Source organism: Vibrio sp. F13, assembly GCF_020806305.2.
Classification (GTDB): domain Bacteria; phylum Pseudomonadota; class Gammaproteobacteria; order Enterobacterales; family Vibrionaceae; genus Vibrio; species Vibrio crassostreae_C.
Window position 1 is genome coordinate 1,291,318 of sequence record NZ_CP170176.1, and the last position, 25,934, is coordinate 1,317,251.

At 43.6% G+C, this 25,934-nt stretch carries 19 protein-coding genes and 1 pseudogene; 11 read left to right on the forward strand and 9 right to left on the reverse strand.

The window, feature by feature from the left end; translation table 11 throughout:
- Window positions 1–5 precede the first annotated feature (5 nt).
- Window positions 6–911: a DMT family transporter gene (locus LMH68_RS20620; protein ID WP_229647515.1), complete on the forward strand. Its 906-nt coding sequence runs from the start codon at window positions 6–8 to the stop codon at window positions 909–911.
- Between the two features lie 21 nt (window positions 912–932).
- Window positions 933–1,184 (forward strand): hypothetical protein, encoded by a 252-nt coding sequence (locus LMH68_RS20625; RefSeq protein ID WP_017060071.1) that lies wholly within the window; start codon window positions 933–935, stop codon window positions 1,182–1,184.
- 124 nt (window positions 1,185–1,308) lie between these two features.
- Here LMH68_RS20625 and LMH68_RS20630 read toward each other — a convergent pair whose 3' ends face one another.
- A complete protein-coding gene (locus LMH68_RS20630; protein ID WP_229647553.1) occupies window positions 1,309–1,917 on the reverse strand; it encodes a DUF2238 domain-containing protein in 609 nt (202 codons plus the stop codon).
- 199 nt (window positions 1,918–2,116) lie between these two features.
- Here LMH68_RS20630 and LMH68_RS20635 point away from each other — a divergent pair, with 199 nt between their 5' ends.
- Window positions 2,117–2,956, forward strand: a complete 840-nt coding sequence (locus LMH68_RS20635) for an isopenicillin N synthase family dioxygenase (protein WP_136974601.1) — start codon at window positions 2,117–2,119, stop codon at window positions 2,954–2,956.
- A gap of 309 nt (window positions 2,957–3,265) precedes the next feature.
- Window positions 3,266–3,886: a DNA-J related domain-containing protein gene (locus LMH68_RS20640; protein ID WP_029235437.1), complete on the forward strand. Its 621-nt coding sequence runs from the start codon at window positions 3,266–3,268 to the stop codon at window positions 3,884–3,886.
- A gap of 145 nt (window positions 3,887–4,031) precedes the next feature.
- Here LMH68_RS20640 and mrdA read toward each other — a convergent pair whose 3' ends face one another.
- The 5 genes from mrdA to LMH68_RS20665 form a co-directional block, all read right to left on the reverse strand.
- Window positions 4,032–5,930 carry a penicillin-binding protein 2 gene (gene mrdA, locus LMH68_RS20645; protein ID WP_017060075.1) on the reverse strand — a complete coding sequence of 633 codons (1,899 nt, stop codon included), beginning with the start codon at window positions 5,928–5,930 and terminating at the stop codon, window positions 4,032–4,034.
- Between the two features lie 376 nt (window positions 5,931–6,306).
- Complete coding sequence (locus LMH68_RS20650) at window positions 6,307–7,962, reverse strand: ABC-ATPase domain-containing protein (protein ID WP_017060076.1); 1,656 nt, start codon at window positions 7,960–7,962, stop codon at window positions 6,307–6,309.
- Between the two features lie 120 nt (window positions 7,963–8,082).
- The gene (locus LMH68_RS20655) at window positions 8,083–9,990 is read right to left on the reverse strand and encodes a GGDEF and EAL domain-containing protein (RefSeq protein WP_229647514.1); all 1,908 of its coding nucleotides are present in this window, start codon (window positions 9,988–9,990) and stop codon (window positions 8,083–8,085) included.
- 179 nt (window positions 9,991–10,169) lie between these two features.
- Window positions 10,170–11,369 (reverse strand): enoyl-ACP reductase FabV, encoded by a 1,200-nt coding sequence (gene fabV, locus LMH68_RS20660; protein ID WP_017067782.1) that lies wholly within the window; start codon window positions 11,367–11,369, stop codon window positions 10,170–10,172.
- A gap of 81 nt (window positions 11,370–11,450) precedes the next feature.
- On the reverse strand, window positions 11,451–12,068 hold the full coding sequence (locus LMH68_RS20665) for an arylesterase (protein WP_017060079.1): 618 nt from the start codon (window positions 12,066–12,068) through the stop codon (window positions 11,451–11,453).
- Here LMH68_RS20665 and LMH68_RS20670 point away from each other — a divergent pair.
- The 3 genes from LMH68_RS20670 to LMH68_RS20680 all read left to right on the forward strand — a co-directional run bounded on the left by LMH68_RS20670 (window position 12,067) and on the right by LMH68_RS20680 (window position 17,168).
- Window positions 12,067–12,741, forward strand: a complete 675-nt coding sequence (locus LMH68_RS20670) for an ABC transporter ATP-binding protein (protein ID WP_017067780.1) — start codon at window positions 12,067–12,069, stop codon at window positions 12,739–12,741. The genes LMH68_RS20665 and LMH68_RS20670 overlap by 2 nt on opposite strands.
- A gap of 1 nt (window position 12,742) precedes the next feature.
- Window positions 12,743–15,181, forward strand: a complete 2,439-nt coding sequence (locus LMH68_RS20675; protein ID WP_229647513.1) for an ABC transporter permease — start codon at window positions 12,743–12,745, stop codon at window positions 15,179–15,181.
- Between the two features lie 532 nt (window positions 15,182–15,713).
- Entirely contained in the window at window positions 15,714–17,168 is a 1,455-nt protein-coding gene (locus tag LMH68_RS20680; protein ID WP_017060081.1) for an FAD-dependent oxidoreductase, read from the forward strand.
- Window positions 17,169–17,348: 180 nt separating this feature from the next.
- On the opposite strand, the gene LMH68_RS20685 is transcribed toward LMH68_RS20680, so the two are convergent.
- The 3 genes from LMH68_RS20685 to LMH68_RS20695 all read right to left on the reverse strand — a co-directional run bounded on the left by LMH68_RS20685 (window position 17,349) and on the right by LMH68_RS20695 (window position 19,922).
- On the reverse strand, window positions 17,349–18,299 hold the full coding sequence (locus LMH68_RS20685) for a biotin-dependent carboxyltransferase family protein (protein ID WP_171732626.1): 951 nt from the start codon (window positions 18,297–18,299) through the stop codon (window positions 17,349–17,351).
- The gene (locus tag LMH68_RS20690; RefSeq protein ID WP_017060083.1) at window positions 18,292–19,044 is read right to left on the reverse strand and encodes a 5-oxoprolinase subunit B family protein; all 753 of its coding nucleotides are present in this window, start codon (window positions 19,042–19,044) and stop codon (window positions 18,292–18,294) included. The genes LMH68_RS20685 and LMH68_RS20690 overlap by 8 nt, the downstream gene beginning before the upstream one ends.
- Before the next feature lie 134 nt (window positions 19,045–19,178).
- Window positions 19,179–19,922, reverse strand: a complete 744-nt coding sequence (locus tag LMH68_RS20695) for a 5-oxoprolinase subunit PxpA (protein WP_229647512.1) — start codon at window positions 19,920–19,922, stop codon at window positions 19,179–19,181.
- A gap of 170 nt (window positions 19,923–20,092) precedes the next feature.
- Here LMH68_RS20695 and LMH68_RS20700 point away from each other — a divergent pair, with 170 nt between their 5' ends.
- The 4 genes and pseudogenes from LMH68_RS20700 (at window position 20,093) to galE (ending at window position 25,753) form a co-directional block, all read left to right on the forward strand.
- Complete coding sequence (locus LMH68_RS20700) at window positions 20,093–22,156, forward strand: TonB-dependent receptor plug domain-containing protein (RefSeq protein ID WP_229647511.1); 2,064 nt, start codon at window positions 20,093–20,095, stop codon at window positions 22,154–22,156.
- Window positions 22,146–22,682, forward strand: a complete 537-nt coding sequence (locus LMH68_RS20705; RefSeq protein ID WP_017060086.1) for a YfiR family protein — start codon at window positions 22,146–22,148, stop codon at window positions 22,680–22,682. The genes LMH68_RS20700 and LMH68_RS20705 overlap by 11 nt, the downstream gene beginning before the upstream one ends.
- Window positions 22,682–24,654, forward strand: a pseudogene (locus LMH68_RS20710) (diguanylate cyclase domain-containing protein). Before LMH68_RS20705 ends, LMH68_RS20710 begins: the two are co-directional and overlap by 1 nt.
- Before the next feature lie 85 nt (window positions 24,655–24,739).
- On the forward strand, window positions 24,740–25,753 hold the full coding sequence (gene galE / locus LMH68_RS20715) for a UDP-glucose 4-epimerase GalE (RefSeq protein ID WP_017060088.1): 1,014 nt from the start codon (window positions 24,740–24,742) through the stop codon (window positions 25,751–25,753).
- Window positions 25,754–25,934: the final 181 nt, after the last annotated feature.

Genomic DNA, 25,934 nt, shown 5'->3' on the forward strand with positions numbered 1-25,934 from the left:
AAACGATGCAAACTCTGATGGTTACATTTATTACGCTGGTGGCATTTGCTGCTAATTCAGTTCTGTGTCGCTGGGCCTTAATGGATCAAACGATTGATCCTTTGAGCTTTTCGATCGTTCGCATCTTATCTGGTGCGCTTACGCTTTTGATTTTATTAGCTTTATCTTCCCAATCTAAAGCTAAAAGTGAGTTAGCAAGTAACACATCGCTATACACAAAGCTCAAATCACAGTTTAAACTCACATCAATATTGTCACTGCTCGTGTATATGTTTGGTTTTTCGTTTGCTTACTTAGAGCTTGGCGCAGGTCTTGGTGCTCTGGTGTTGTTTGTCGCGGTGCAATTTACGATGATTGCCGCGCACTTGTTTTCTGGCAACAGAATGTCATTGATTGAATGGGGCGGATGTTTGTTATCGGTAGCAGGGCTTGTTTATTTATTAATGCCAACGGAATCGACACAGGCACCTGATTTAGTTTCTATTATCTTGATGTCTCTGGCCGGAGTTGGGTGGGGCATTTACACATTGGCAGGAAAGAAATCGTCAAACGCACTGCAATCGACCACCGCTAACTTTGGATTCAGTTCGCTAGTTATCCTTGTGGCATTGAGCTTATTAGTTTTGATACCTAATGCGTTAACGCAAGTGTCTATCACTGAGAAAGGTTTGATTTACGCGATTATATCGGGCTCTGTGGCTTCTGGTATCGGTTATAGTTTGTGGTATTACGTAGTGAAAAAACTGAATACCGTGGTGGCGTCTATTGCACAGCTTTCTGTTCCAGTTATCGCAACACTTGGTGGTGTATTATTGTTATCTGAACCTGTCACCATGCAATTTATAGTCTCATCAACCGTTATACTTCTAGGGATAAGCTTGGTTCTTGTCGCCCCTAAACTTAAGAAATAAAGAGTTCAATCATTAACTTCTATGGCTAAACCAAACAAGAAACAACCGACCAAGACGGTTCAGATTTTCTGTGCCAAATGTAAAACGCAGCTTTTTAAGTATCGGAAAGGTGGCAAAGGTGCACTCGTGAAATGTTTTAAGGAGCGTATCGTTGAAGATTTCACGACAAAACCATGTGTGTGCCCTGAATGCGGGATTGAATTTGCGCGAGACACTTTGGTTCGAGGTACGCCAGCCTACAAGTTTGTTGGTGGCAAGGTAACGATGAAATAACCCGTCACGATGAAACGACCAATCATTATAAACGAGAAAATAATGTTGAAACTAAAAATGCCACAGCACAGTTTGTGTGTGGCATTTCAACGTTGCTTTTGATACTCAGAGTAAAGAATTGAGCTCAGTAAGCTCTGACACGCCCTTGAAGCTTAAGAAGTAATAGCGAAACAATTGCGCCCGTCGTATCACACAGCATATCTTTCTGTGCATCCCAAATATCGCCTTGTGAACCAAGGAATGCGATACCTTCATCACCACCTGCAATCTCCGCGTACCACCACTCGATGATTTCATAACCTGCAGCAACACTCATGATCGCAAATAACGCAAAGAAACATGCAAGCACCGGTTGAGCCAGTTTTTTACGAATCAAGTACTCAGCGAGTGGGTAAGCATAAAGGCCAATAGAGAAGTGCGCGACACGGTCAAAGTTATTCCGTTCTGAACCTATCATGTTATTGAACCAATCAAATGGCACTTCCGCGAAGGTATATTTTGCGCCTATCGTATGCAAAATCAGCCAGATAAACATCAAAACGTAAGCTGTCTTAGTGAAGGTGAGCTTTGTTGATAACCACCAAATACCCACCAATATCGCGAGCGCTGGGACAGTTTCGGCAATCCATACCGCTCTTGAAGAGGGAGCAAACGCTGAAAATAGAAACACAATCAGATACAGCGTCGTCAATGACAGTAATGGTCTATTTTGAGCAAGTGGCGTAATTGTCATCATCAGATCCTGTATTAGTTTCATGTATAGTTACACAATAATGAACAGTGTTCAATTGTGCTCTAATCACCATATTTGTTGAAAACCGGCGTTATCGCCCAGTATCTAGACAAACGGTTGCGAGAGTTTCACAAAAGTTTGATTTACAACAAAGCGATCCTTAAAATCGCTCTATTACTACATAACAAGAAAGAAAGTCATGAAACTGGAAACTGTCGATTACCTTGCTGACGACGCAGCAGAACAATTTGTTCGCTCTCTACGTGAAACTGGTTTTGGTGTTCTTAAGAACCACCCAATCCCGAAAGAGCTTGTTGAGTCAATTTACGAAAACTGGTACCAATTCTTCATCTCTGAAGAAAAAGAGAACTTCCACTTTAATGTTGAAACACAAGATGGATATTTTCCACCTTCAGTGTCTGAAGTTGCTAAAGGCCACACTGTAAAAGACATCAAAGAGTACTTTCACGTATACCCTTGGGGCCAAATCCCTGAACAGCTGAAAGAACAGATTCTAGATTACTACCAACGTGCGAATGCTTTTGCTCAAGAGCTGCTAGGTTGGGTTGAAGCTCATGCTCCTAAAGAAGTACAAGATAAATTCTCTATAGCGTTATCAGAAATGATCAACGGCAGTGAACAGACTCTGCTTCGTGTTCTTCACTACCCACCAATGCAAGGTGATGAAGAGCCAGGTGCAATCCGCGCTGCGGCACACGAAGACATCAACTTACTGACGGTTCTTCCTGCTGCAAGCGAGCCGGGCCTTCAAGTTAAAGCTCAAAATGACGAGTGGCTAGATGTTCCATGTGACTTCGGTAACATGATCATCAACATCGGTGACATGCTTCAAGAAGCATCTGGTGGTTACTTCCCATCGACAACTCACCGTGTAATCAACCCATCAGGTGAACGCCAAGAGAAGTCTCGTATCTCTTTGCCTCTATTCCTTCACCCGAAACCAGAAGTAGTGCTATCTGAAAAGTACACAGCAAACGAATACCTAATGGAACGTCTAAGAGAGCTTGGCGTTATCTAGTCAGTTCAATGCTTCGTCCCTAAAATTGGGATAGATGTGAAAGGTCAGCTAAGTCGCTGACCTTTTTTGTATCCGTACCAAAGAATTACGGCTTTATTACTAACGGTTGTATTCAACGAAATGGTACTCAGTTTTGACGATAAAAGGTGCCTTTAAGCCAAACGTTAGAAAGTTGTTTGTCCTTAAGCTCGACAAATCTTAGAAAATCGCTTTCAATTAAAGAAGATACGCAACGGATGCGAAACAGGTTACTTATAGTATCCACAGTTCTAGAAATCCATTAATTCAGAGAAGCTAACTGAGTCAACTATGTCGAATTATCAAGATGTGAGAGCAAACTTTCATTGCCATATGGAAAACCCATTGCTTTGGCCGATAATGGAAGTGCTTAAGCAAAAGCCAAGCGGATGGAAAGTACACACATTGGCAGCTCATCTGAACGATCTTGGGTTTGTGCCAGTGTTGGATGCTGTGCCTGAGAAAGAGTTGTTTAAAAAGAACTTCCTTATCATGAATGCGCTTTATCAGCTTCAAGAAACCTTACACCCAGATGGTTGGCTCCAAGTCCAAGCGATGGACATCGAATTGATGAATGGTCGTTATCACGGAAGCAGTCACAGCATCGATCATCAAGACCCACTTCGAGAATACTACATTAATTGGGTTAACTATGAAGCGGATGAAGGTGAAGTCAAAAGGCTGTTGAACGAATTTTGGACTCGGTATAGAAAGTATGTGGGTGGTGATGAACTCGATATGGACCGAAGTCGAGCATTGAACCTGTTTGAGTTACCTTTAGACGCGACACACCATGAAATTAGAAAACGTTGGCGACAACTGGCATTGAGATGGCATCCGGACAGAGACGAAGGCAACACCGCAAAATTTCAGACGCTCTGTGAAGCATGGCATGTATTAAGAAGCTCATAATCGACAGGCATTTTTAGCTGTCTAATTGCTTAGAACCCTAAAACAGAAAGCCCCACATTGTGAGTGATACAAGTGGGGCTTTGTCGTCATTACGTTATGTTTTGGGTAACTACGTTATGTGCTGTAGCGACTTAAGTTATTGGTGTTAGGAGTGATCTTTGCTCTCGCCACTTTTATGTTCAAAGGCATAGTCGAGTACTTTACGGATATAAGGCGCACCGACTTTTGAACCGCCGTTACCGTGTTCAATGACCACAGTTGCGACATATTCAGGGTGTTCATACGGTGCGAAAGCCGTGTAAAGCGCATGGTCAAGCAAGTGTCTAGCGAGTTTCTTCGAGTTGTAGACCTGGTCTTTCGCAAGATCAAAGACTTGTGCAGTTCCTGATTTACCGCCGCTCGTGTATTCAGTTCCCTTAAATGCACGTCTGCCGCTGCCTCGATTACCGTGGTTTACGAGTCGCATCGCATTGATTGGTACATCCCAAATTCTATCCGGTACTTCGGTGATTGAGGGCATTGGCTCCGGTTCGACAAGTTGTTGTGTACTGAAATCTTCACCATGATCTAAGGTGGCTCTTAAGATATGAGGGGGCATCACCTTACCATGATTAACTAATACTGACGTTGCTTTAGCAAGTTGCATAGGTGTCGATGTCCAATAACCTTGGCCAATACCAATCGGAACTGTGTCACCCTGATACCAAGGGGTGCGATAACGCATCATCTTCCATTCTCGAGTCGGCATGTTGGCGGTACTTTCTTCATAGATATCAATGCCTGTCGGTTCACCAAATCCAAATCGGTTCATCCAACTTGAAATTCGGTCAATACCCAAATCGAAAGCGGTTTGATAGAAGAATGAATCTACCGACTCTTCAATGGCTTGAGTGACATCGACAGGTCCGTGACCCCAACGTTTCCAGTCACGCCACGATTTAGAGTTTCGTTTAGAGCCAGGAATTCTCCAAACGCCATGGTCGTTACGGATGGTATCTTCAGAGATGACATGTTCTTGCAGTCCTGCCACAGCCATAAATGGTTTAACGGTTGAGGCAGGAGGATAAACGCCTAGAGTGGTGCGGTTAACCAACGGGTGAGCCGGATCATTCAATAAACGTTGGTAGTTCTTACTCGAAATGCCGTCGACAAATAGGTTAGGGTCGTAACTCGGGCTTGATGCCATCGCCAACACGCTGTTGTCTTTCGGATCGAGAATAACCGCGCTTCCAGTTCGGTGATCAAGTTGCTCAAAGACGTATTTTTGCAGCTCAAGGTCAATATTTAACACGATATCTTTGCCGGCTACTGGCGGCACGTACTCAATGGTTCGGACTATTCGCCCACGGCTGTTTACTTCGACTTCTTGATAACCTTTGGTGCCGTGCAGAATATCTTCGTAATAACGTTCAACACCCAGTTTTCCTATGATTGTTGTAGCTTGATAATTCGCTTCTATCCCTTGTTCTTCAAGCTTTCTGAGATCGCTATCATTGATGTGCGCCACGTAACCAAGAACATGGGTAAGCACCTCACCATTCGGGTAAAAACGCTTTAAGCTGGTATCGATAGATAAGCCGGGGAACTGGTACTGGTGCACGGAGAACTTGGCGATCTCTTCCTCCGTTAAGTTCTCTAGAATAGTCACAGATTTAAAACGGCGGGTGTTGTGATAGCGTTTTTTGAAACGAGCGATCTGCTCTGCATCACGGGGGACATATTTGTCTAGCTTGGTGAGCATTGCATCGACATCATCGGTTTGCTCAGGAATCATGGTTAGATCAAAGACAAGCTTGTTCTCTGCAAGCAACACGCCGTTACGGTCGTAAATAAGTCCACGAGTAGGGGCGATAGGTAATACTTTGATTCTGTTGCCATCGGCACGAGTTTGATAGCTTTTAAAATTTTCAACTTGAAGTCGGTATAGATTGCCGACTAAGACAAGAGTGAACATCAAGATCCCACAAAACGCGACGATTACGCGGTTTTTGAATAGGTTCACTTCGATTTTATGGTCACGCATCTTAACGCGTTTATGATTCATTGAAGCCTCAAGGGTCTGTTACATTTGGTTACACTTGTCGAGTCGGGACTTTATCTGAATATCACTAGGGTTTTGTAAAAGCTGTGTCATGTTTTGAAGGATCGACAGCATTAGATGGCGGTAAACAGTGCCTTTAATTTTCTCATTACAAAAGATGATAAGTAATTGATGTAAAGATTGGTTTTATGAATTTATAAAGTTCAAGAGTTTTGACGACACTAGAGGTTAGGTCAAAAGAGGTTAGATAAATTTACGGCCCGCAGAATGAGAGCCGTAGAAGGTTAATTTGCTTATTTAGTGGCTTAGAAGCTTTAGTAAATTAGAAGATTAAAACTTCAAAAACCTAGAAGCACAATAAATCCGATATTTAACGAAATCAGTTCGAAGGCTTGAACTGAGATTTACGCATACGGTTCAGAGCAGCCATCACATCTAACGTTCTTGGTTTCGCTAGGTCACCGTAGTTAGGCATGTTAGCGTGCCATTCGTTTTCTAAAATAGCGTTAAACTCTTTAGCAGGGTTGTTTGACCAACCTGGAGTTTGTGCGAATTGGAACCAAGCCCAACCGATCGCATTCACTTCAGACGGTGATTCTAATTGCTCAAGCGCAGAAAGGTCTGCAAACTCTTTACCAAAACGCAGTGACTCTTTGCCTTTAGCATTAACACGGAATTTACCGTCAGTCAGAATGTTCATCAGTGAAGCACGGTTCAATGAACGCGGTACAAACGTTTCTAAAGCAGTTTCACATTCGTTAGTACGCTGAGTAGGGTGCTGAGCAATCACGTCTTTTGCTTTTTCAGTCACATCTACCGCTTGGTAGTCGTGCATTTGAATCACAGTGTTCGCGACATCTAGGTAATCACCAGAGCCACCCATTACAACAATGGTAGAGATATCCATCTCTTCACGAAGCTGACCAATGCGGTCGACAAGTGGTGTGATTGGCTCATCGCCTTTTGACACTAGCGCTTGCATACGCTCGTCACGAATCATGAAGTTAGTCGCTGACGTATCTTCATCGATAAGTAGAGTTTGAACGCCGGCTTCAATCGATTCTTGTAACCAAGCCGCTTGAGACGTAGAACCTGACGCATCTTGTGTGCTGAAGTCAGATGTGTCTTTCTGCATTGGTAAATGGTTGATGTAGTTTGACAGGTTCAAGCTGTGCACACATCGACCATCTTCAGCGCGGATCTTCATCGTATCAATCGCAGTTACAATGCCTTCGCGACCGTCACCAGGAATATGGTTGTAGATAGAACGTTCAACGGCGTTCAACAGTGTCGATTTACCATGGAAACCACCACCAACGATCAGCGTAATGCCTTTTGGAATGCCTAGGCCGGTCACGTCACCTTGGTTTGGAGTATTTAACGTAACACTCAATGATTCTGGAGCCGCGAAAGGTACCGCGTCTTTCATTGGAAGGTCGCAGTTACCCGCGATACGAGGTAACACACTGCCGTTTGCAACGAAAGCGGCTAGGTTGTTTTCATCCAATTGAGCACGCAGCGCTTCTTGGTCTTCAATCGTTTCACAATGTTTGATCATTGCATCGATGTTTAACTCACGCTCAAGCGTCGCGCGACGAATAAACTTCGGTAAGTAGAAAGTGATGATGTTGTTCGCTTTCTTAGCAAGAATGCTACGACCATCAGCTGGTAAATTAATACGGAAACGAATTTCGATGCCGTGGTCTGTGAATACAACAGCTGTGTTGTCTAATACGGTTTGACCCGTCAGCGCGATAGAAACGGTCGACTCTTGTTTCGCGAACTCAGAGAAGCTACGTGCGATAAAGTCACGAGCGGCTACTTGGTATTCGTAAGATTTTTCTTTCAGCCAATCTAACCCGGTCAAAGACCACGCGCGCGTTGCACGAAAACGAGAAGCTGACGCGTATGGGTCACCTTGGATGTGGTCGATGTGTAATTCAAAATCAGCAAAGTCGTATTGACCTTTAATTTGTTGATATGCACGGTAGTTTTGTTTTTCGAGCTTTTTAAGCTTTGCAGTCAACTGATCCATAACGAGGAATGCCTATATAAGGGGAAAGATAAAAACAGAAAGGCGGCGATTATAAAAATCACCACCTTTAGAGTAAAGAGAAAGTAGGCCTAAATCCAAAACTAACTGCTCTTTTTCGCTTTAAGCGTAACGAGTTGTCCCCAAATAGTTTTGATTGATTAAGCTGTGTTCGAATTCTTGGCTCGGCATTGGTCTTCCGTAAAGGTAACCTTGGCCCACATCGCAGCCTTCGTTAATAATAAATTGCTCCTGAACCTCCGTTTCTATGCCTTCAATCGTCACTTTTAAGTCGAGCTTTTTGGCAATTTGGACAATAGAACGAACAATTTCCGAGTCTTCGTGTGAGTTGAGCATTTGGTCGATAAAGCTCTTATCAATCTTAATGGTGTCGAATGGGAACTTCTTCAGATAACTGAAGGAGGCGTAGCCCGTACCGAAGTCATCTAGTGACAATGTAACGCCAATATCGTGCAAAGATCCCAAGGTATTCTTGGCAACCACTTCATCTGCTATCAGTCCACTCTCCGTAACTTCAAGTTCTAAGAAACGAGGCTCTAAATGATAGGTTTCGAGTAGGTGAACCACTTGTTCCGCAAAGTGTACGTTCTTGAGTTGAATTGCAGACACATTCACAGCCATCTTGAAATCTTCAACGTATTCGGACCACTCTTTGGCTTTTTCAATCGCATTGCGTAAAACAAAGCTGCCCACTTCGAAAATCAAACCGTTTTGTTCAGCCATGTGGATCAGGGTTTCGTTAGAGATATCACCCAAAACAGGATGTCGCCAACGAAGCAAAGCTTCAGCACCGACCCAGCGATGCGTCAACGGGCTAACTTTGGGTTGAAAGTAGAGCATAAGGTCATCATTACGAACGGCTTGAAGCAAATAGCCTTCGATCTTATTAATGTGAGTTTGTTCTTCGGTATGGGATTGAGAGTAGTAAGCGAACTTTTGTCCTGAATCTTTGCAGGCTAACATCGCTTCAGAAGATTTCTGCAGAATGCTTTCCGCGTCATCTTCGTCGTTCGTAATTGCAATCCCAATAAACGCGTGCAAATGCACTTTGTCACTTTCGATGTCGAATTCTGAATGACCAACTTTAACGAGCGTCTGGCAAAGTTCTTCAAGGCGATGGTGTAAATCTTTAACGCTAAACGCCAATACGAGGTCAACCGAAGTAGGGCGTGCAGTTAATACATCGATATCAGAAATACAGTCGATGCGTTTTCGGTATTCAACAAGCACTTGGTCTAACGCGTTATAGCCGTAGCGTGCTTGTATGCGTCTACCGTTGGTAAAACCAATATGAACGACTGCAAATGAGCTGTCTGTCAGCCTTCTCTGTGACAGTAGCTTGTGGTTTAAGCGAGATTCAAATGCGTTTCGGTTTAAAAAGCCGGTGCCGAGGTCGTGATTCTTTTGGAAGTTAATCTTCTGTTCAGCCGCTTTTCGTTTATCAATTTCTTGATTCAACGAGTAATTAAGGCTCGCGAGATCTTTAGTGCGATTGTAAACGCGGTTTTTTAGGTCGCGATTCATTTGGGTAAGCTTGGCGTGTTGGAATAGGGTTTTAAGCTGAGATTCAATCGAGGTGCGAAAGCTCTGTAAAAGCTTGATATAGGTGGGGGTGTAGTGGTTTTCTTTCGAGTCTAAAATGCAGATAGTGCCAAATAATTCACCATTCGGCCAAAGCAGCGGAATGCCACAATAAGAGATTAAGCCAAGCTTCGTGTCGGGGTTGTTTTCCCAATCAACATCGGCAAGCGCATTGGGTACCACAAGTTGCTGCTGGGAATCCATCACCGTCTCACAGTAAAGCCCATTGCCTAGGGTTTCAGAATCACCTTTGTTGTAAGGGTTATTTTCATTTCGGCTGGTCGAGAATACTTCAATATAATTGGCGTGAACACGCATGATCAGTGCGGCGGGCACTTGAGTGATTTGAGCCAAGAGGTCGACAATATTTTGCCAACCAGACACCAGATCGTCTGGGATATCTAAGTCTACTGTTTTTATCTTCTTCATATGACTCCGAGTCAATTATGCTAAATGCATCAACACATCCTGTGTTAATTATGATGAACCAAAGAAAACTATGAACCTTACGTTTAATAAGTATAAGAAATGTTGCACGAAAAAACCTCCGCAATTATGCAGAGGTTTTCAAATGTGAATCCGGGTCTCAGTAATGAGATAATTTTAGATTAAGGCTTTAACTTTATAAAATCTTCTGTATTAAGCTTCTGGCTATAATCTACCGATGGTTGAGCAAACCCATTTAATTGTAGAAATTCTTCTTTAAACCCTTGGTAATCCCCTAAGGTTTGGAAGTTATTTTCGTCCATCTTTTCTAGCAGTTCAGTTACGTGCGCTTGGGTTTCTGGGTCTAATTCCCAATCATCCATACGGATCAATCGCTCACCATCAAGTGGTACTTTGGATTGACCATAAAGTTTACTGCCAAACAGACGCTGCATTTGTTGGATACAACCTTCGTGGGTCTCTTTCTCTTTCATCACCTTATACAAAGCAAGTAAGTAAGGGCTTAATCCAGGGATGAAAACGCTCGCTTTAGTGACTAGGGCTTTACATACCGCCGCGTAAGCGTTGCCATCAAAGTTAGCTAACTCTAGATTAAGAGCGTGGCTGGTTTGGTGAAGGTCGATCTTAGCGCGTCCCAATGTACCGTCTAAATAGATAGGATGTGTGACTTCTGGACCCACATAAGAAAACGCGATTGTCTTACAACCCGGAGCAATAGATTCTGCGTTGATGAGCTCATCTATCCATTGTTCCCAATCTTCGCCTCCCATCACTTTGAGTGTGCTTTCGGCTTCTTCTTCCGTCGCGGCTTCAAGCGTGTTGGTGACCCAGTTGTCGTGTTCCAGAGAAATGGTTGCGCCAGTTACGCTTTCACCAATAGGTTTGATGGCAGAGCGCCAAAACTCATCGGAATCTGGTTTAGGACGAACGCCTGCAGCTAAGCTATAGATAATCAGATCCACTTCACCTTCGAAGTAGGTTTCAATGGCTTCGACAACTTGTGAGCGTGTTTCTTGCGAAAATGCGTCGCCAACGATGTTGATAGCAGTGCGTTGCTCTCGTTCGGCTTCTTTTTTGAAGTAGATGTTGTTGTACCAACCAGCACTACCTAGGGATTTTTCGTTTGGACCGCGCTCGAATGAGACGCCGATAGTGTCAGCTTTTGCGCCGCCAAAGGTAAGGGCAATACGAGCGGCAAGGCCAAAGCCTGAGGAAGCGCCGATAATCAGTACTCGTTTAGGGCCATCTTTGATTTGCGGCGCACTCTTAACAAACTTGATTTGTTGCTTTACGGCTTCTTGACAGCCAAGAGGGTGAGCGCTTTTGGCTACCACACCCTTGATAACAGGTTCGATCAGCATAAATAACCTTACAGTTAACGGTGATATGCACTCAGGCTAACGTAAAGCTGTGTAAAATTTATTGAGCTAGACCATTAAAACTTAAAGATACTGATATAATTCTTCGGCGACGAATTCAGCAATCCAAGGTTGAGCTTCTGGTTTTGGATGCAGTCCATCGTTCATCATCCACTCAGGTTTGAGGATGATATGCTCTAGGAAAAACGGCAAAAGTGGCACGTTTTGTTGATCAGCAAGCGCTGCAAAAACGTATTCAAACTGCTGGTTGTAACGCTTTCCGTAATTTGGTGGGATTTTAATCTGCATCATTATAGGTTTGGCGCCCGCAGCTTTTATCTGCTCAATGATCTGCTCAAGATTTGCAGACATCAGCTTAGGTGGGAAACCACGAAGTCCATCATTCGCACCAAGTTCGATAAGAACGGTGTCTGGAGCATGTTCTTCAAGCAATTGTGGTAGGCGGGCTAAACCATTGCCCGTTGTATCACCAGAAATACTCCCGTTAACCACGGTTACCGTTTTGTCATGCTTTGCTAACGCGTCTGGTAACAGGCTTGGCCAACTCTGTTTGATGTCCATGTTGTAACCAGCACTCAGGCTATCACCAAGGACCAGTAACTTAGAATCCAAGCGGGTATCTTGAGCCAAAGAAGCGGTTGAAAATAAAATAAAGAATAAAAAGGAAATTAGTCGAGTCATGCATACATCCATCATTAAAGCAGAAGCTGTTTCCAAGACAGTGTCTACTAATCAAGAACATTTAACAATCCTAGAGCACGTTGATATCGATATTCGTGAAGGCGAAACCGTCGCGATTGTCGGCACGTCTGGTGCGGGTAAATCGACCCTAATGACGCTGTTAGCTGGTCTTGATGTACCAACGAAAGGCGAAATCAGTTTATTAGGACAGCCACTTTCACAGCTTGATGATGAGGCAAGGGCTAAGATTCGCAGTGAATCGGTTGGGTTTGTATTTCAAAGCTTCTTATTAATTCCAAGCCTTTCTGCGCTGCAAAATGTCACGTTACCTTGTTTGTTGAAGGGAGCAGACGAAGACATCGAACGCGCGACTGCTCTGCTTGAATCAGTAGGCTTGAAAGACAGGCTTGATCATTTGCCGTCGCAGCTATCGGGTGGTGAACAACAAAGGGTCGCGTTGGCGCGCGCATTTATGATTAAGCCAAAAATTCTTTTTGCCGATGAACCCACAGGCAACCTAGACCAACAAACTGCTGCCAAAATTGTCGAGTTGTTGTTTGAATTGAACTCATCCCACGGCACAACTTTAGTTTTGGTGACACACGATCCTAAGCTTGCACAACGTTGCCAAAGAACACTCAAGATGCATGTCGGTCAGATAGAGGAAGTCTAAATTGAATTCATCAAACGGACTGAATAAACGCCTGTTTTCATGGAGTATCGAAGAGATTCGACACGGCCAGTTGTGGCCAGTTTCAATCGCTTTAACGCTTATTATTGCTTGTGTATTTGCATTGTCGGCGTTGGCCGAACGTATGGAGCAGGTAATTGTTAAACAGGGCAAAGATGCGCTTACTGCTGATAGCGTGTTTATCTCAGCAAACCCAATTCCGCAATCCTTGTTAGACCTCACTCAAGTTGAACAATTAGAAAGATCTCAGTTGACTCGTTTTTCAACCATGGCATTCAGTGATAACTCAATGCAGTTAGTGACGGTAAAAGCAGTTGAAAGTAATTACCCATTACGCGGTGAAATGATCTTAGAGGGCGCTGATAAAGCATCAAGTAACCATGTTGAGCCGGGTGAACTTTGGCTAGACGAGCGTATATTTGCACAGTTAGAGGTTGAAATTGGTGACAATGTCACTATTGGTGATGCCGATTTAGCGATAACTGGACGAATCACTCAAGAACCAGGCTTAAGCTTTAACCCATTCCAACAAATGCCAGCTGTGCTGATTCATACAAGTGATATCGATGCCACGGGAGCGATTCAACCGGGCAGTCGCGTTAGCTTTAGATTGTTTTTAAATGGTGATGAATCGAAACTCAAAGCCGCACAAGACAGTATCGAACTGACACCAAGTGACCGCTGGCGTACACAAGACTCAGCCAGTCGTACCAACGACATGTTCGAAAGCACCACTCAATACTTATCACTAACGGTAGCTATCGTAGTGATCATGGCTGCGACCACTTTGGTACTCACTTGCCAACATTATGTTGCGAGTCGCCGTAAAACCATCGCGATGCTTAAGAGTTTGGGTGCAAGCAAGCAGTGGATCGTTAAATGGTTGTCTGTACAGGTATCTTTATTAGTGGTTATCGGTGCAGTACTGGGAATAACTATCGGTATCGGCTTAGAGTTTTTGCTTCGTATACCTCTGGGTGACTTATTACCAACGCCACTTCCTAGCTATGGTATTGAACCTGCAATCTTGGCGATTTTATCAAGCATCTTAATTGGTGTTCCTGCTCTTGGTATCCCGTTAATTGGCTTGGTCAATACCTCGGCAATCAGCGTTATTCAATCAAGTCACCAGTCTAATGAAAGCTACAAGAAATATTTGTTGTTACTGGTACCGACTATTCCAATGATGCTGATGTACGGCGACAATCTATTGGTATGGATAGTTCTAGCGGGTATCGCTTGCCTGTTCTTAGTGCTTGCGGTCGTTAGTACGCTTGTTCTGCGTTTGGTTAGTAAGTTGCCGACATCTACGTCTATGCGTTTAGCATTGAGTCGAATTAATCGCACACCTTTAGCAACTGGGATTCAATTTGGCTCTTTAGCGCTTTCACTGATGTTGCTGTCTATCATCTGGTTGGTAAGAAGTGATTTACTGTCAGATTGGCAGCAAACCTTGCCAGAGAACGCACCGAATGCGTTTGCACTTAACATTGCAAGTTATGAAAAAGACAGTTATCTCGAGACGATTGATGCAAACGAAGTAGAGCGTACTCAAGCGTTTCCAATTATCCGAGGACGACTGACGACGATAAACGGTGTTGAAGCGTCGGAATACAGCGATACCTCAGGCGAAACAGACGCACTAAGTCGAGAGATCAACTTCACTTGGGGAGATAGCTTGCCCGAGTACAATGAAGTGTTAGAAGGTAACTGGACGCAAGAGCATGGCGTATCTGTGGAATCGGATGTCGCGGAGCAACTGGATCTAAAGATTGGCGATGAGCTGTCATTCACAATCAACAGCCAGAATGTTTCTGCCAAGGTGAATAGCATCCGCAAAGTCGAGTGGCGAGAAATGAAGCCGAACTTCTACTTCATTTTTACTCCAGATGTCTTGAGTTCAATCCCTTCTACTTGGCTCGTGAGCTTCAGATTAGAAGAACAACACAATCAGATGCTCAATGAACTCTCTCGAAATCATCCAACCGTGAGTTTGATGGATATTCGCAAGATGGGTAGCAAGATCCAAGAGCTGCTCAAACAGATTGTTTGGTCGATAACGGTACTTGCGGCGTTAGGTGTGGTGGCGGGGCTGTTGCTTATCTTCACTCTATTGCGATTGAGCTTATCTCAAAGACAACAAGAGATACGCTTGTATCGAACATTAGGCGCGAGTAAGAAGCGAATTCTCAATACTATTTGGTGTGAGTACGGTTTAATGGCGTTAGTCGCAGGCTCAATTGCAGCCCTTGGTTCTGAGCTCAGCGTGGCAGGAGTGATGAACTTTGGTTTTGAGTTACAACCTTCACTTCACCCGATGTTGTGGATAGCGCTACCGGTGCTAACGTTCATCACATTAGCCGCGGTAGTGAATAGCTTAATCAAACGTTTGTTGGCACCAGTAAACAAGGATTTTGGCTAGTCGTTAGCGAGATCTAGCCAAGCGCTTAAAACGGTCTAAAAGTGAGATTATTTATACTTAGTCATGCACTATTTATAATACGTCGCTTTAGACCGTTTTTTATTTAACCAACCGGTAGCATAAGTAAAAAATATCGCACCTTAGATTCCACTGTTTTTAGCATTTTTTAAAACTAATTACCCAATAATGCCGATTTAATGAACAGCGGTTAGTCCCTGTAAACAAAGGGTTTACGCAACTTAGCAAGAACGTTATCAACAGTTATCCACAAAAACGGTGGATAACTTTAGGGATAAGTTAACCGCTATGTTTTAAGAGTACTGAGGCAGCCTTTATGTGGCGTCACTTAGGACAAATTTGACTGTTAGAATAACCTTTAAAACCCTATCTGGAGTTATTGAGTCAAGAGATTATTTATGTTTTTTACATAGATATTAAATCCCGCCTATCTAAGACCTTGATAAAAATGTGTTTTAATTCATCGCAGAACAAAAGTAGAATAGAGGCAGTTAATCTTATTCTACAGAACACGATGAACCACAACAAAACGGATACAAATCAACCTTCTATTGCCATTGTTGGTGGTGGTATTGCCGGAACAACGAGCGCGATTCACTTTAGTGAGTTGGGTTTTAAGGTCACTATCTTAGAAAAAGGGCCGAGTTTGGTTAATGGTCCACCAATTTGCCACCTGCACGCTGGCGGCAATTTGTATCGAGATATTTCTGTAGAGCAGTGTCTTCAATTGCTCACACAGTCAATTGATACCGTCCGCTTATTCCCTCATACGATCAATATTCGTCCGACAATCATCGCCGTTCCGCACAGTGATGGTGGAGAGCCGTTGGATCTGCTTCCTCGTCTCAAGATAATCAAAAGCGCTTATGCCGATCTTGTTAAACAAGATAAAAGCAACCAAGTGCTCGGTGATCCGGAAGAGTATTATAAGCTGTACAGCAAAGAAGATTTATTAGCACTTTCTGCGAAAACACAGCCTCTGAAACCAACATCGCTTGATGATTGGTGTATTCCTTTCGCCAAGCATACGGATTTAGAGACCCTAAAGTATCCTGTTGCGATGGTCCAAGAGTATGGCTGGAGCGTATTCCGACTTTCTGCGACCGCTCAACTCTCTTTGGGGCAACAAGCTAACTGTACTGTGTTAACCAACAGCCGATTACAATCTGTTGAGTCGACAGGTCAAGGTTGGTCTTTGACTTATACCGATGCCGAAAACCAAAGCTGCCAACTAACGACCGATTACTTGATTAATGCGAGTGGGTTTGAAACGGGTATCGTAGATGACTTTGTTGGCTCTAAGCAGCAAAGACTTGTTGAGTTTAAAGCTGCATACGTTACAGAGTGGCCATATTCGCAAGAATGTAAGGAAGAGTGGCCAGAAGTTATCTTCCATGGCCCGAGAGGCACACCGCAAGGCATGGCGCAATTAACGCCGTATGCTGATGGTGTGTTCCAACTTCACGGCATGACAGAAGGGATTACTCTGTTTGAGGGTGGGCTTGTTTCATCGTCAACAGACTCGTCACAGCCACAGTTGCCTTCGAAGCTGCTTAAGAAAATCGTATCGGGTTGGAGTGAAGATCAGCTTGAATTAAGAACTCGCGCGGCAATAACGCATATGTCTCAGTTCATCCCAAGTTTCAGTTCTGCATTGGTCGGTGGTAAACCTTTGTTTGGTGCACAACAGATTCCGGGAACCGATCCAAGCTTAAGAGCTTCAGACGTTTCATTCTGTGGGGATCGCTATGCTCGACTTGAAGTAGTAAAAGCTTCTTCAACATTAGAAGCGGCACAAAAGGTCGCTGAGCAATGGTTTGATGTATCAGAGGCGGCATCTATTGAAGATACACACTCAGTGACAATGTCACTTAATCTAAATGATATTGAAAACAGAGCGATAGATTTGACACAAGAACGTGGATACCCAGAAGCGCTTGCCAAGGTGTCAGGTCAAGATCACGCTTAATAGCCTATAATTAGTCTATCATCATCGACTGCGTTTAATTTCTTCAATTCGGCTTACAGTAATAGGTAAGCCGAATCTTCATTTCAACATCTGCTTAGATACCGAACCTCATCTAAATGACATCTTCCTAGTTGATTATTCTCAGCTACATAGCATTTAGCACATAACACATCGCAAAAACTAATAGCCGAAAAACTGAGCCCATTGGCACCAAACATCTTGTAAGCCCAAGCGATCGCCCTTGCTGAACGATATCGCATGTCCAGGTTTTGCTTGCGCCAAGCGTGGTAAATCGATTCTGGCGACACATCCTATCTTCGGATAACCACCTATGGTCTGTCTATCATTAAGCAGCACGATAGGTTGTCCATCTTGTGGAATTTGAATCGCACCTAAGGCAATGCCTTCTGACAATAGCGAAATGTCAGGCGAGTCGACGGGTTCGCCACTGAGTCGATAACCCATCCGATTAGAGTTTTGGTCAACGTGATACTGCGCGTTATACAAAATCTCTCTTGCTGACTCGGAGAATAGCTCGCTTTGATAGCCTTCAATCACTCGTAGGTTCACGGGTAGATTGTAATCAGGCGTGTATCGGAAGGTAACACTCAACGCTTTAAATGGATGAGAGAGTTGGTGTTGGGTAAAAGCGATTTGTTGCCCTTGCTGGCATGGCTCGCCATCTTGCGTTAATCCACCAATCTTTTCACGAGTGACTGTAGAGCAGCTATCAAGAGTTGATGGAACATCGAAACCGCCCTTAATGGCTAAATACGCCCTTAGACCATTTTTAGGCAAACCAAATGAGAGAACTTGCCCCTTAAAAGCTTGAAAAGTGCTCCAGTTAGCCTGTGGTTTACCATCGAGTTTCGCTTGTAAATCACCCCCGCATAGTGCCATCTCGCAATCAAAATCGATTCTCAACGCACATTGCCCAAGCGTGATTTCCAACGCCGCTTGGTTGACTGGGTTGCCCAATAGATGGTTAGCCCAGCTATAAGAGTAGTCATCAACCGGTCCACCTTGCGTTAATCCAAGATGAGCAACACCAAATCGCCCAAAGTCTTGAATCAAACTCAACGGGCCGGGCTTAATCACTGTCAGTGTTGGTTTAGTTTTTGTCTTAGCCATTTACGATGCCTCCACCCAACTCTACAAATTCTTTTTTTGAAATCGCTATGAAACGGACGGTATCACCAACATTAAGCAGAGACAGTGGTCTTTGCGTGATATCGGCGTTCTTCAACTGGCTATGATCGAACAACGGAAGTGGGCAATTGCCAATAATATTCCAACCGCCCGGTGAATCCGAAGGGTACACAGCTGTTTTCGTATCCGCGATGGCGATACTGCCTTTGGGCACAATTAAGCGGGGTGTGGAGTGACGGGGCAAGGCAAGCTCATTAACCACATCCGACATAAAGGCAAAGCCAGGCGTAAACCCAATCGCACTGACGCTGTATGTCTGTGAGGTGTGATGTTGAATTATCTGGTCGAGCGACAGGCCTTTGTTTTGATATCGGTCTAAATCGAGCGCCGTTTCTGGTGAGTAATAGGCAGGAAGCTCAATCGTATCGCGAGTTTTACTAACACTAGAAAAGGACGACAGAGCATGACTCAACAAATTATTGAGCTGTTCAATGAGCTGCTGTTCTGATATTCGATAAGGGAGGTAGTCGACCAATATTGTTTGGTAAGCCGGTGTCACATTCATCAACACCGATGCTAAGTTTTGGCGAATGGCATCGGAAAAGTGAGCTATGTATTGCGCATATTCGGCGCTAGATTGATTATTTGAAGGCGATAGCGTCAAGGTCACCAAAACGCTGCATTCCGCGACTGGCGCTATATTGAATTCAATCTGATTCGTCGTCATTTCGTTTCCATACGTTTGTTATCTTGCCTTTTTTAGCTTACTTGGCGTGTCTCACTTCCGTGTCCAAGCCAATACAAGTCAATTAGATCTCACGAGCGATTAGACCATGCGTCATACCAATCACACGCTTCATACTAATTAAAAGCGTTGAGGTCTTGTCTGATTTTTCTAATTAATGCGATGGATTGAGGGTTATCACCATGAACACAGATAGTATCGGCTTCAATAGGCAGTCTTTCGCCCTCTAAAGTCGTAACCGAGCCATAGTTAATGATTTGCATAACTTGGTTATAGATATCGTCTTGATTGACGTAAACCGAGCCTTTTTGAGTACGTGGCGCTAATTGTCCGTTATTTAAATAAGCACGGTCGGCAAACGCTTCAAACAAGAGAGGCAAGTCATGGTCGTCAGCAATATTCAAATACTGTTGATTGTCTGATGAAGAGAGAATCATCAACGGGATGTTAAACTCAGCGACGGCTTGGGCTACCGCATTGAACACATCAATGTTTGCCATCATATCGTTATAAAGAGCGCCATGAGGTTTCACATAGCCAACAGTGGTATGGTGATAGCGGCAAAGGGCTTGTAATGCACCGACTTGATAACAAACCAGCTCACTGATTTCGTCCATGGTGTGTGGAATAGAACGGCGACCAAAACCAACGAGATCTTGATAACCGGGATGAGCACCAATTTGGGTGTGATAGTGCTGCGCCAGTTTTATCGTCTTGGACATAACGTGCGGATCAGACGCGTGGAAGCCACAAGCGATGTTTGCCATATCGACCCATTCCATGACCGACTCGTCATCGCCCATCTTCCAATTGCCGAAACTTTCTCCCATGTCGCAATTAAGCAAAATCTTCGTTGTCACGTGGTGCTAATCCTTTACGTTGAGGTAAGTAATGACGGTCTTATAAATACCATAAATAAACAGTGACCTAACTCAAACTTTCGACACCGTAGATTTGCCAGTATGGCATTTCATATATAGTTGAACTATTGATTAAAGGATTAATATCTATCTGTATATTAGGTGAGCACATGATATCCCGCCAGGTTTGCTTAGGACTAGCATTAACGATACCTGTTTTTGTCTCTGCTCAAGAAAACTCTCTAGACCAGCTCATGTCGATGAGCCTTGAAGAGTTGTCTATGTTAGATGTCAAAATGGAAACGGCTTCGAAAGTGACACAAAAACTCACTGACATTCCCTCGTCGGTGTACGTACTTTCTAATGAGCGAATTCAGCGTAGTGGGGCGAAAACCATTGCTGAAGTCCTAACGCTTGTACCCGGACTCAAAGTCACCAAATTCAATGAAACCTCATGGTTTGTTTCGACACGCGGCTTTCATGATGGGCTATATAACAAGATGCTCGTGATGATGGATGGACGAAGCTTGTTTAGCCCAGTCTATGGCGGTACGTATTGGAGCGACGTTGATTATGTGCTTTCCGACATAGAACGCATCGAAGTACTAAAAGGCCCCGGCGGAACAATTTGGGGAGGTAACGCGGTTAATGGTGTTGTCAATATCATTACTAAGTCTGCCAATAATACGCAGGGGACTTATCTCTCCGGTGTTGCGTCTAATACTGATAACTACGAATTTAGTGTTCGTCAGGGATTAAGCCTCAACGACAGTGTGAATGCTCGTGCCTTTTATAAATACCGAGAAGAACCAACATATCGCACAAATGAATCTGAAAAATGGAAAGCACAAACGGCAGGGATGGTGTTTCAGCCAAGTAATACTGATGAAAATTGGTCATTACGTATTGGTGGTGAGAAAAGCTTTTATGAGTCGGAGTTATATACGTTCCAATATGATAACTCAGGGTCGTTTGTCGGATCACAAGCTAATGATTTCGATAACAAGAGCCAATCTGTTTATGTCCAATTCAACGACTCTCGCCATTTTGATGAAAGTTCGACTCTCTCATATTCATTATGGGGTGAATATAATGAGGATAATGCGCCAGACGCTCCAGGAAGCTATTCGACCCTCGATTTTGACTCTACTTATATCAACCAACTATCGGAAAGCCATCAGCTAACACTCGGTGGTGGCCTGCGATATATGAATATTGATTTCTCCTCAAGCCAAGTTTCGGACGTGGATTGGTACAATCCCGATTACTACGGTCGAGCTTACAACATCCAATCTGCCAACGATTATATTGCGAACGCTTTTATACAGTCTCAAATTCAAATGACGGAAGCGCTGTCTATTACTCTTGGTGCCAAGGTTGAACACTTTACACAGAATGAATCAACTGAGCTTTCACCTCAATTGCGTGGTTTATATAAGTTCACCCAACGTCACTCCGTATGGGCGGGGCTTAGCCGTGCGGTCGTTGCACCATCTTATATGGATTCCAATTCCACTTATTATTTCAATAGTTACAATGCTGACTCAAACAACAGCTACCTAGATGTATATAAATCAAGCTCGAGTCTTGAAACAGAGAGTGTCGTAACGGCGGAAATGGGTTATCGCTACTCAAACAATTCAAATTTCGAACTCGATGCAACGATTTATCTGAGTGAACATGACAACCTTCGCTTTCACAGCTATGACCCGAATGATATCCCTGCGAATCATGTCTATGTCGGTGCGTTGTCTGATGATTATAAAGCAAAAACTTATGGCTTAGAGTTAGGCGCGAGTTACCAACTCACCGCAGATTTAGCCAGTTACCTGAGTTACGCCTATACGACATTGGAAGGTGAGAATAAAGGTGATGACCTGAAATCTAGTCCTCAAACGAGTGTTTATTACGATATTGATAATGAACATTTAGCCACGGCACAGTTGATGTGGAATATCACCGAAAGTTGGCAATTCGATGTGATAGGCCAGTACATTAATGTGAATTACCCAGACTATTGGGTAGCAGGCGATGGCACTCAATATAAATGGCAGTCTTACCCACATGAAATAACCTTTGATGCGCGTCTCGCATGGAAAAAATCGTCCGCAGCACCTTTAATTGAAGTGGTTGTTGAAAATATAGGTAAGAGTGACGGCTATCAAGCTGAATTCACATCTCAGAAAAGCGTCAATCAAGAATCGGTGTATGTGAGGATCTCTCATGAATTCTAAATGGCTTAAGCACCGCATTAAGCTCGGCTTATCTAAACTAGGCTTAGCGGCTTTAACGATGCTTATTGTGCCGTTGAACACCTCAGCTGCTAGCTTCAAACCTTATGAAGTGAAAGCGGTGTACCTTTTTAGAATTGCGAATTTTATACGTTGGAATGATGAAAGCTCAATGAACGCTGTGAACTTTTGTGTGATTGGCGATGAAAAGGTAAGCCAAGTGCTAACGTCAATTACCGAGGGGAAATCTATTCGTTCGCTCGCTATCCGAGTTCAACAGTCGATTACTTCTAAGTGTGATATTACGTATTTGTCTGACCGTAAAAATGACCAATTTCTTAGTCAAGAGCACTCGCCACATACTGTGACAATCAGTGATATCCCTAACTTTACGGACTTAGGTGGAATCATTGAACTCACGCACATCGATAATAAGCTCAAACCTAAGATCAATCTAGAGAACGCAAGGCGCGGTGACTACGTCATTGGCTCGAACCTGTTACGAATCGCTATAGTGGAGGGCCAATAATGTTGTCTTTCATTAATAACATATCGATTAAAAACAAGCTGATATTACCCATTATCATCTTCATCGCAGTCACTTTTGTAACGATCCAATCGGTAAATTACACTGTCACGTTTGAGAGAGAAAAGAGAGTCTTATTCAGCGTGTTAAAGTGCTAGCACAAGGTGTTGCTTATAACTTGCAAGCCGCGATTTTATTTGAAGACAAGTCATCGGCTCAGGAAATATTGTCAGCTTTCGTCGCAGATAAAGATATTGTTAGAGTGAAGCTCTATGACATCAACGAACAGCTTTTTGCCAGCTATCAGGTGAGCAACACTCTGGTTCCAAGGCCAAACGCAGAAGAATTAGACGATATCGCCGATCATCAATTTGCCATCTCTGAGCATTTCATCTTCTTGCTCGTTCCAGTGACACTGGATGGCGCAGTGATCGCGAACTTGAGAGTAACAATATCGAAAGAGACGTTTAATTCGATCTTAACGAATATTTTCAAGGTTGCGGTCGTCTACCTGTTGTTTCTGGTGATGTTAGGCGGAGTAGTGGTCAAATTGGTGCAACGCTTGATTATCGAACCGATGTTTGACCTCAATGAGGCGATGCAAGCCTTTGTTGAGCGTCGTTCGAAGCAGCCTAAATTAGTCGTAACGAACCGCGATGAAATCGGCGATCTGGTTCGAGCTTTCAATACCATGTTAGAAAGGCTTCAACATCGCGATAACCAAATCAATTTTACGTTAGACAAGTTACAAGAAGAAAAATCATTCGCAAATGAGGTCATTGAAACCGTTCAGCACTCTTTGTTGGTGGTGGATGAAAAAGGGCTCATTCTTCATGCGAACGCAGCTACTCGGGATATTTTTAAATGCTCGGAAGCCTTTCTTGAGAATTTGTTGATCCAAGAGTTGATCGCGACCAAGCAAACGGGTTACTTACAAGATGTTATTGATGCCAATATTGAACTTAATGACGAATTGCTGGAAACCACCGATCTCTTTCAATCAAAACGCTGGCTTCGTGTGAGCAGTCGTTCTTTGACAAAACATGGTCGTATTCTTTATGCAATCCAAGATGTCACCGACATAGAAACGGCCATGAGTCGCCAACGTATTGCTGCGGGTGTTTTCGAAAACAGTAAAGACGGCTTGATCGTGCTCAACTCATCCAATGTGATAACCATGGTTAACCCGGCGATCACACAACTTCTCGGTTATCACTCTGAGCTGCTGGTGGGCAAAACACCATTTGAAGTATTTTCGTGGCAGCAATTTTCATCATTGATGCCGACAATTCGCAGTTCGTTAGACAACTATGGTCAATGGCAAGGCGAAGTGTGGGAGAAAAGCGCGTCCGGCACGTTAGTTCCAATGTTTGTCAAAGTGAATCGAATTGCCTCAGACAACGAGAAAGACGAGTTTGATATGGTATTAACGCTGTCTGATTTATCCAACGTTAAAGAGATGGAAAGACTCGAACACTTGGCTCATCACGATGCATTAACCGGGTTAGCGAATAGAGCGCAGCTGTATAAGGTTATGGATGATGTTGTCACGTCGAGCCACTATTCAAATCAGCATTTTGCGGTTATTTACTTGGATTTGGATGGCTTCAAAGAAGTGAATGACAACTATGGTCACGATGCGGGTGACGAAATCCTTAAAGAAGTGTCAAACCGGTTATTATCTCAGGTAAGAGCGGGGGATTTGGTTGCACGTTTGTCGGGTGATGAATTTGTTCTTATTATTAAACAGACAAACAAAGTCTTATTAGCAAAGTTAGCGGAGCGACTGTTGGAGCTAATCGGGCAAGAGGTGACCCATAAACAGCGTTCGCTTCATGTTGGAGCGAGCTTGGGCATACACTTAGTTGATGGTTCAGAGCGTGATATAGACGTGATCCTAAAGGTTGCCGATGAGGCGATGTACCAAGCAAAACGCAAAGGAAAAGGTCAATTTGTGTTCTCTCGTGATAGTTAATAGCCGTAGGCGTTTGTGACCTCTACCTAAGTTGTTGTATCATAAGTGATAGGTTGAATATTTTTAATTAAAAGGTCTGCTAAACATGAATGTTTTAGTTACAGGTGGCATGGGTTACATCGGTAGCCATACAAGTATCCAGATGATCAACGCAGGAATGACACCTGTACTTTTTGATAGCTTGTATAACAGTAAACCAAGCGTTCTAGAGCGTATCGAAAAAGTATCGGGCGTTCGTCCCAACTTCATTGAAGGTGACGTTCGTGATAAAGCGCTTTTGACTGAAACTATGAAGCAACACAACATCGAAGCGGTTATCCATTTTGCTGGTCTGAAAGCCGTCGGAGAGTCTGTGGAAAAGCCTCTTGAATACTACGACAACAACGTAAACGGCACTTTAGTTCTTGTTGATGCAATGCGTGATGCGGGTGTAAAAACCTTGGTATTTAGCTCTTCAGCAACGGTATACGGTGATCCTGCAAGTGTGCCAATTACTGAAGACTTCCCAACAAGCGCTACCAACCCATATGGTCGTAGTAAACTAATGGTTGAAGAGTGTTTAACCGATTTCCAAAAAGCCAATCCTGATTGGAGCATTACACTGCTGCGTTACTTTAACCCTGTAGGTTCACATCCAAGTGGTGAGCTAGGTGAAGACCCGCAAGGTATCCCAAATAACCTAATGCCATTTGTCTCTCAAGTAGCAGTGGGCCGCCGTGAATTCCTATCTGTATTTGGTAGCGATTATCCAACAAAAGACGGGACTGGCGTTCGCGATTACATCCACGTAATGGATCTGTCTGATGGCCACATCGCAGCGCTTGAGAAAGTAGGGTGCAAAGACGGTCTTCATATCTACAACCTTGGTACGGGTAACGGTTCAAGTGTGTTAGACATGGTTAAAGCATTCGAACAAGCAAGCGGTAAAGAGATCCCTTACAAGCTAGTTGAACGCCGTCCTGGTGACATCGCAGAGTGTTGGGCAGATCCAGCTAAAGCTCAGAAAGAACTGGGCTGGAATGCAAGCCGCACATTGGCTGAAATGACCGAAGATACATGGCGCTGGCAGTCAACAAACCCGAATGGATTCCCTGGTTAACCTAGTGGTTTCGTGAATGATTCAAAAATTAAAAGATGCTTTCGGGCATCTTTTTTGATCTTAATCGAATAAAAAGTAAATTAGTGGTTAAAAAGTATCATTCTGTATCCGCTGTGTTATTATGCTCGCGAATTATATGTTTAATGTTAATTTTCTTTGGAGTTAATCATGGAACTAGGCC

Bases quoted from the DNA above. Each gene is read 5' to 3' on its own strand.
- LMH68_RS20620 (WP_229647515.1), top strand. From the start codon at position 6: ATGCAAACTCTGATGGTTACATTTATTACGCTGGTGGCATTTGCTGCT.
- LMH68_RS20625 (WP_017060071.1), top strand. From the start codon at position 933: ATGGCTAAACCAAACAAGAAACAACCGACCAAGACGGTTCAGATTTTC.
- LMH68_RS20630 (WP_229647553.1), bottom strand. From the start codon at position 1,917: ATGACAATTACGCCACTTGCTCAAAATAGACCATTACTGTCATTGACG.
- LMH68_RS20635 (WP_136974601.1), top strand. From the start codon at position 2,117: ATGAAACTGGAAACTGTCGATTACCTTGCTGACGACGCAGCAGAACAA.
- LMH68_RS20640 (WP_029235437.1), top strand. From the start codon at position 3,266: ATGTCGAATTATCAAGATGTGAGAGCAAACTTTCATTGCCATATGGAA.
- mrdA (WP_017060075.1), bottom strand. From the start codon at position 5,930: ATGAATCATAAACGCGTTAAGATGCGTGACCATAAAATCGAAGTGAAC.
- LMH68_RS20650 (WP_017060076.1), bottom strand. From the start codon at position 7,962: ATGGATCAGTTGACTGCAAAGCTTAAAAAGCTCGAAAAACAAAACTAC.
- LMH68_RS20655 (WP_229647514.1), bottom strand. From the start codon at position 9,990: ATGAAGAAGATAAAAACAGTAGACTTAGATATCCCAGACGATCTGGTG.
- fabV (WP_017067782.1), bottom strand. From the start codon at position 11,369: ATGCTGATCGAACCTGTTATCAAGGGTGTGGTAGCCAAAAGCGCTCAC.
- LMH68_RS20670 (WP_017067780.1), top strand. From the start codon at position 12,067: ATGCATACATCCATCATTAAAGCAGAAGCTGTTTCCAAGACAGTGTCT.
- LMH68_RS20665 (WP_017060079.1), bottom strand. From the start codon at position 12,068: ATGACTCGACTAATTTCCTTTTTATTCTTTATTTTATTTTCAACCGCT.
- LMH68_RS20680 (WP_017060081.1), top strand. From the start codon at position 15,714: ATGAACCACAACAAAACGGATACAAATCAACCTTCTATTGCCATTGTT.
- LMH68_RS20685 (WP_171732626.1), bottom strand. From the start codon at position 18,299: ATGGCTAAGACAAAAACTAAACCAACACTGACAGTGATTAAGCCCGGC.
- LMH68_RS20690 (WP_017060083.1), bottom strand. From the start codon at position 19,044: ATGACGACGAATCAGATTGAATTCAATATAGCGCCAGTCGCGGAATGC.
- LMH68_RS20700 (WP_229647511.1), top strand. From the start codon at position 20,093: ATGATATCCCGCCAGGTTTGCTTAGGACTAGCATTAACGATACCTGTT.
- LMH68_RS20705 (WP_017060086.1), top strand. From the start codon at position 22,146: ATGAATTCTAAATGGCTTAAGCACCGCATTAAGCTCGGCTTATCTAAA.
- galE (WP_017060088.1), top strand. From the start codon at position 24,740: ATGAATGTTTTAGTTACAGGTGGCATGGGTTACATCGGTAGCCATACA.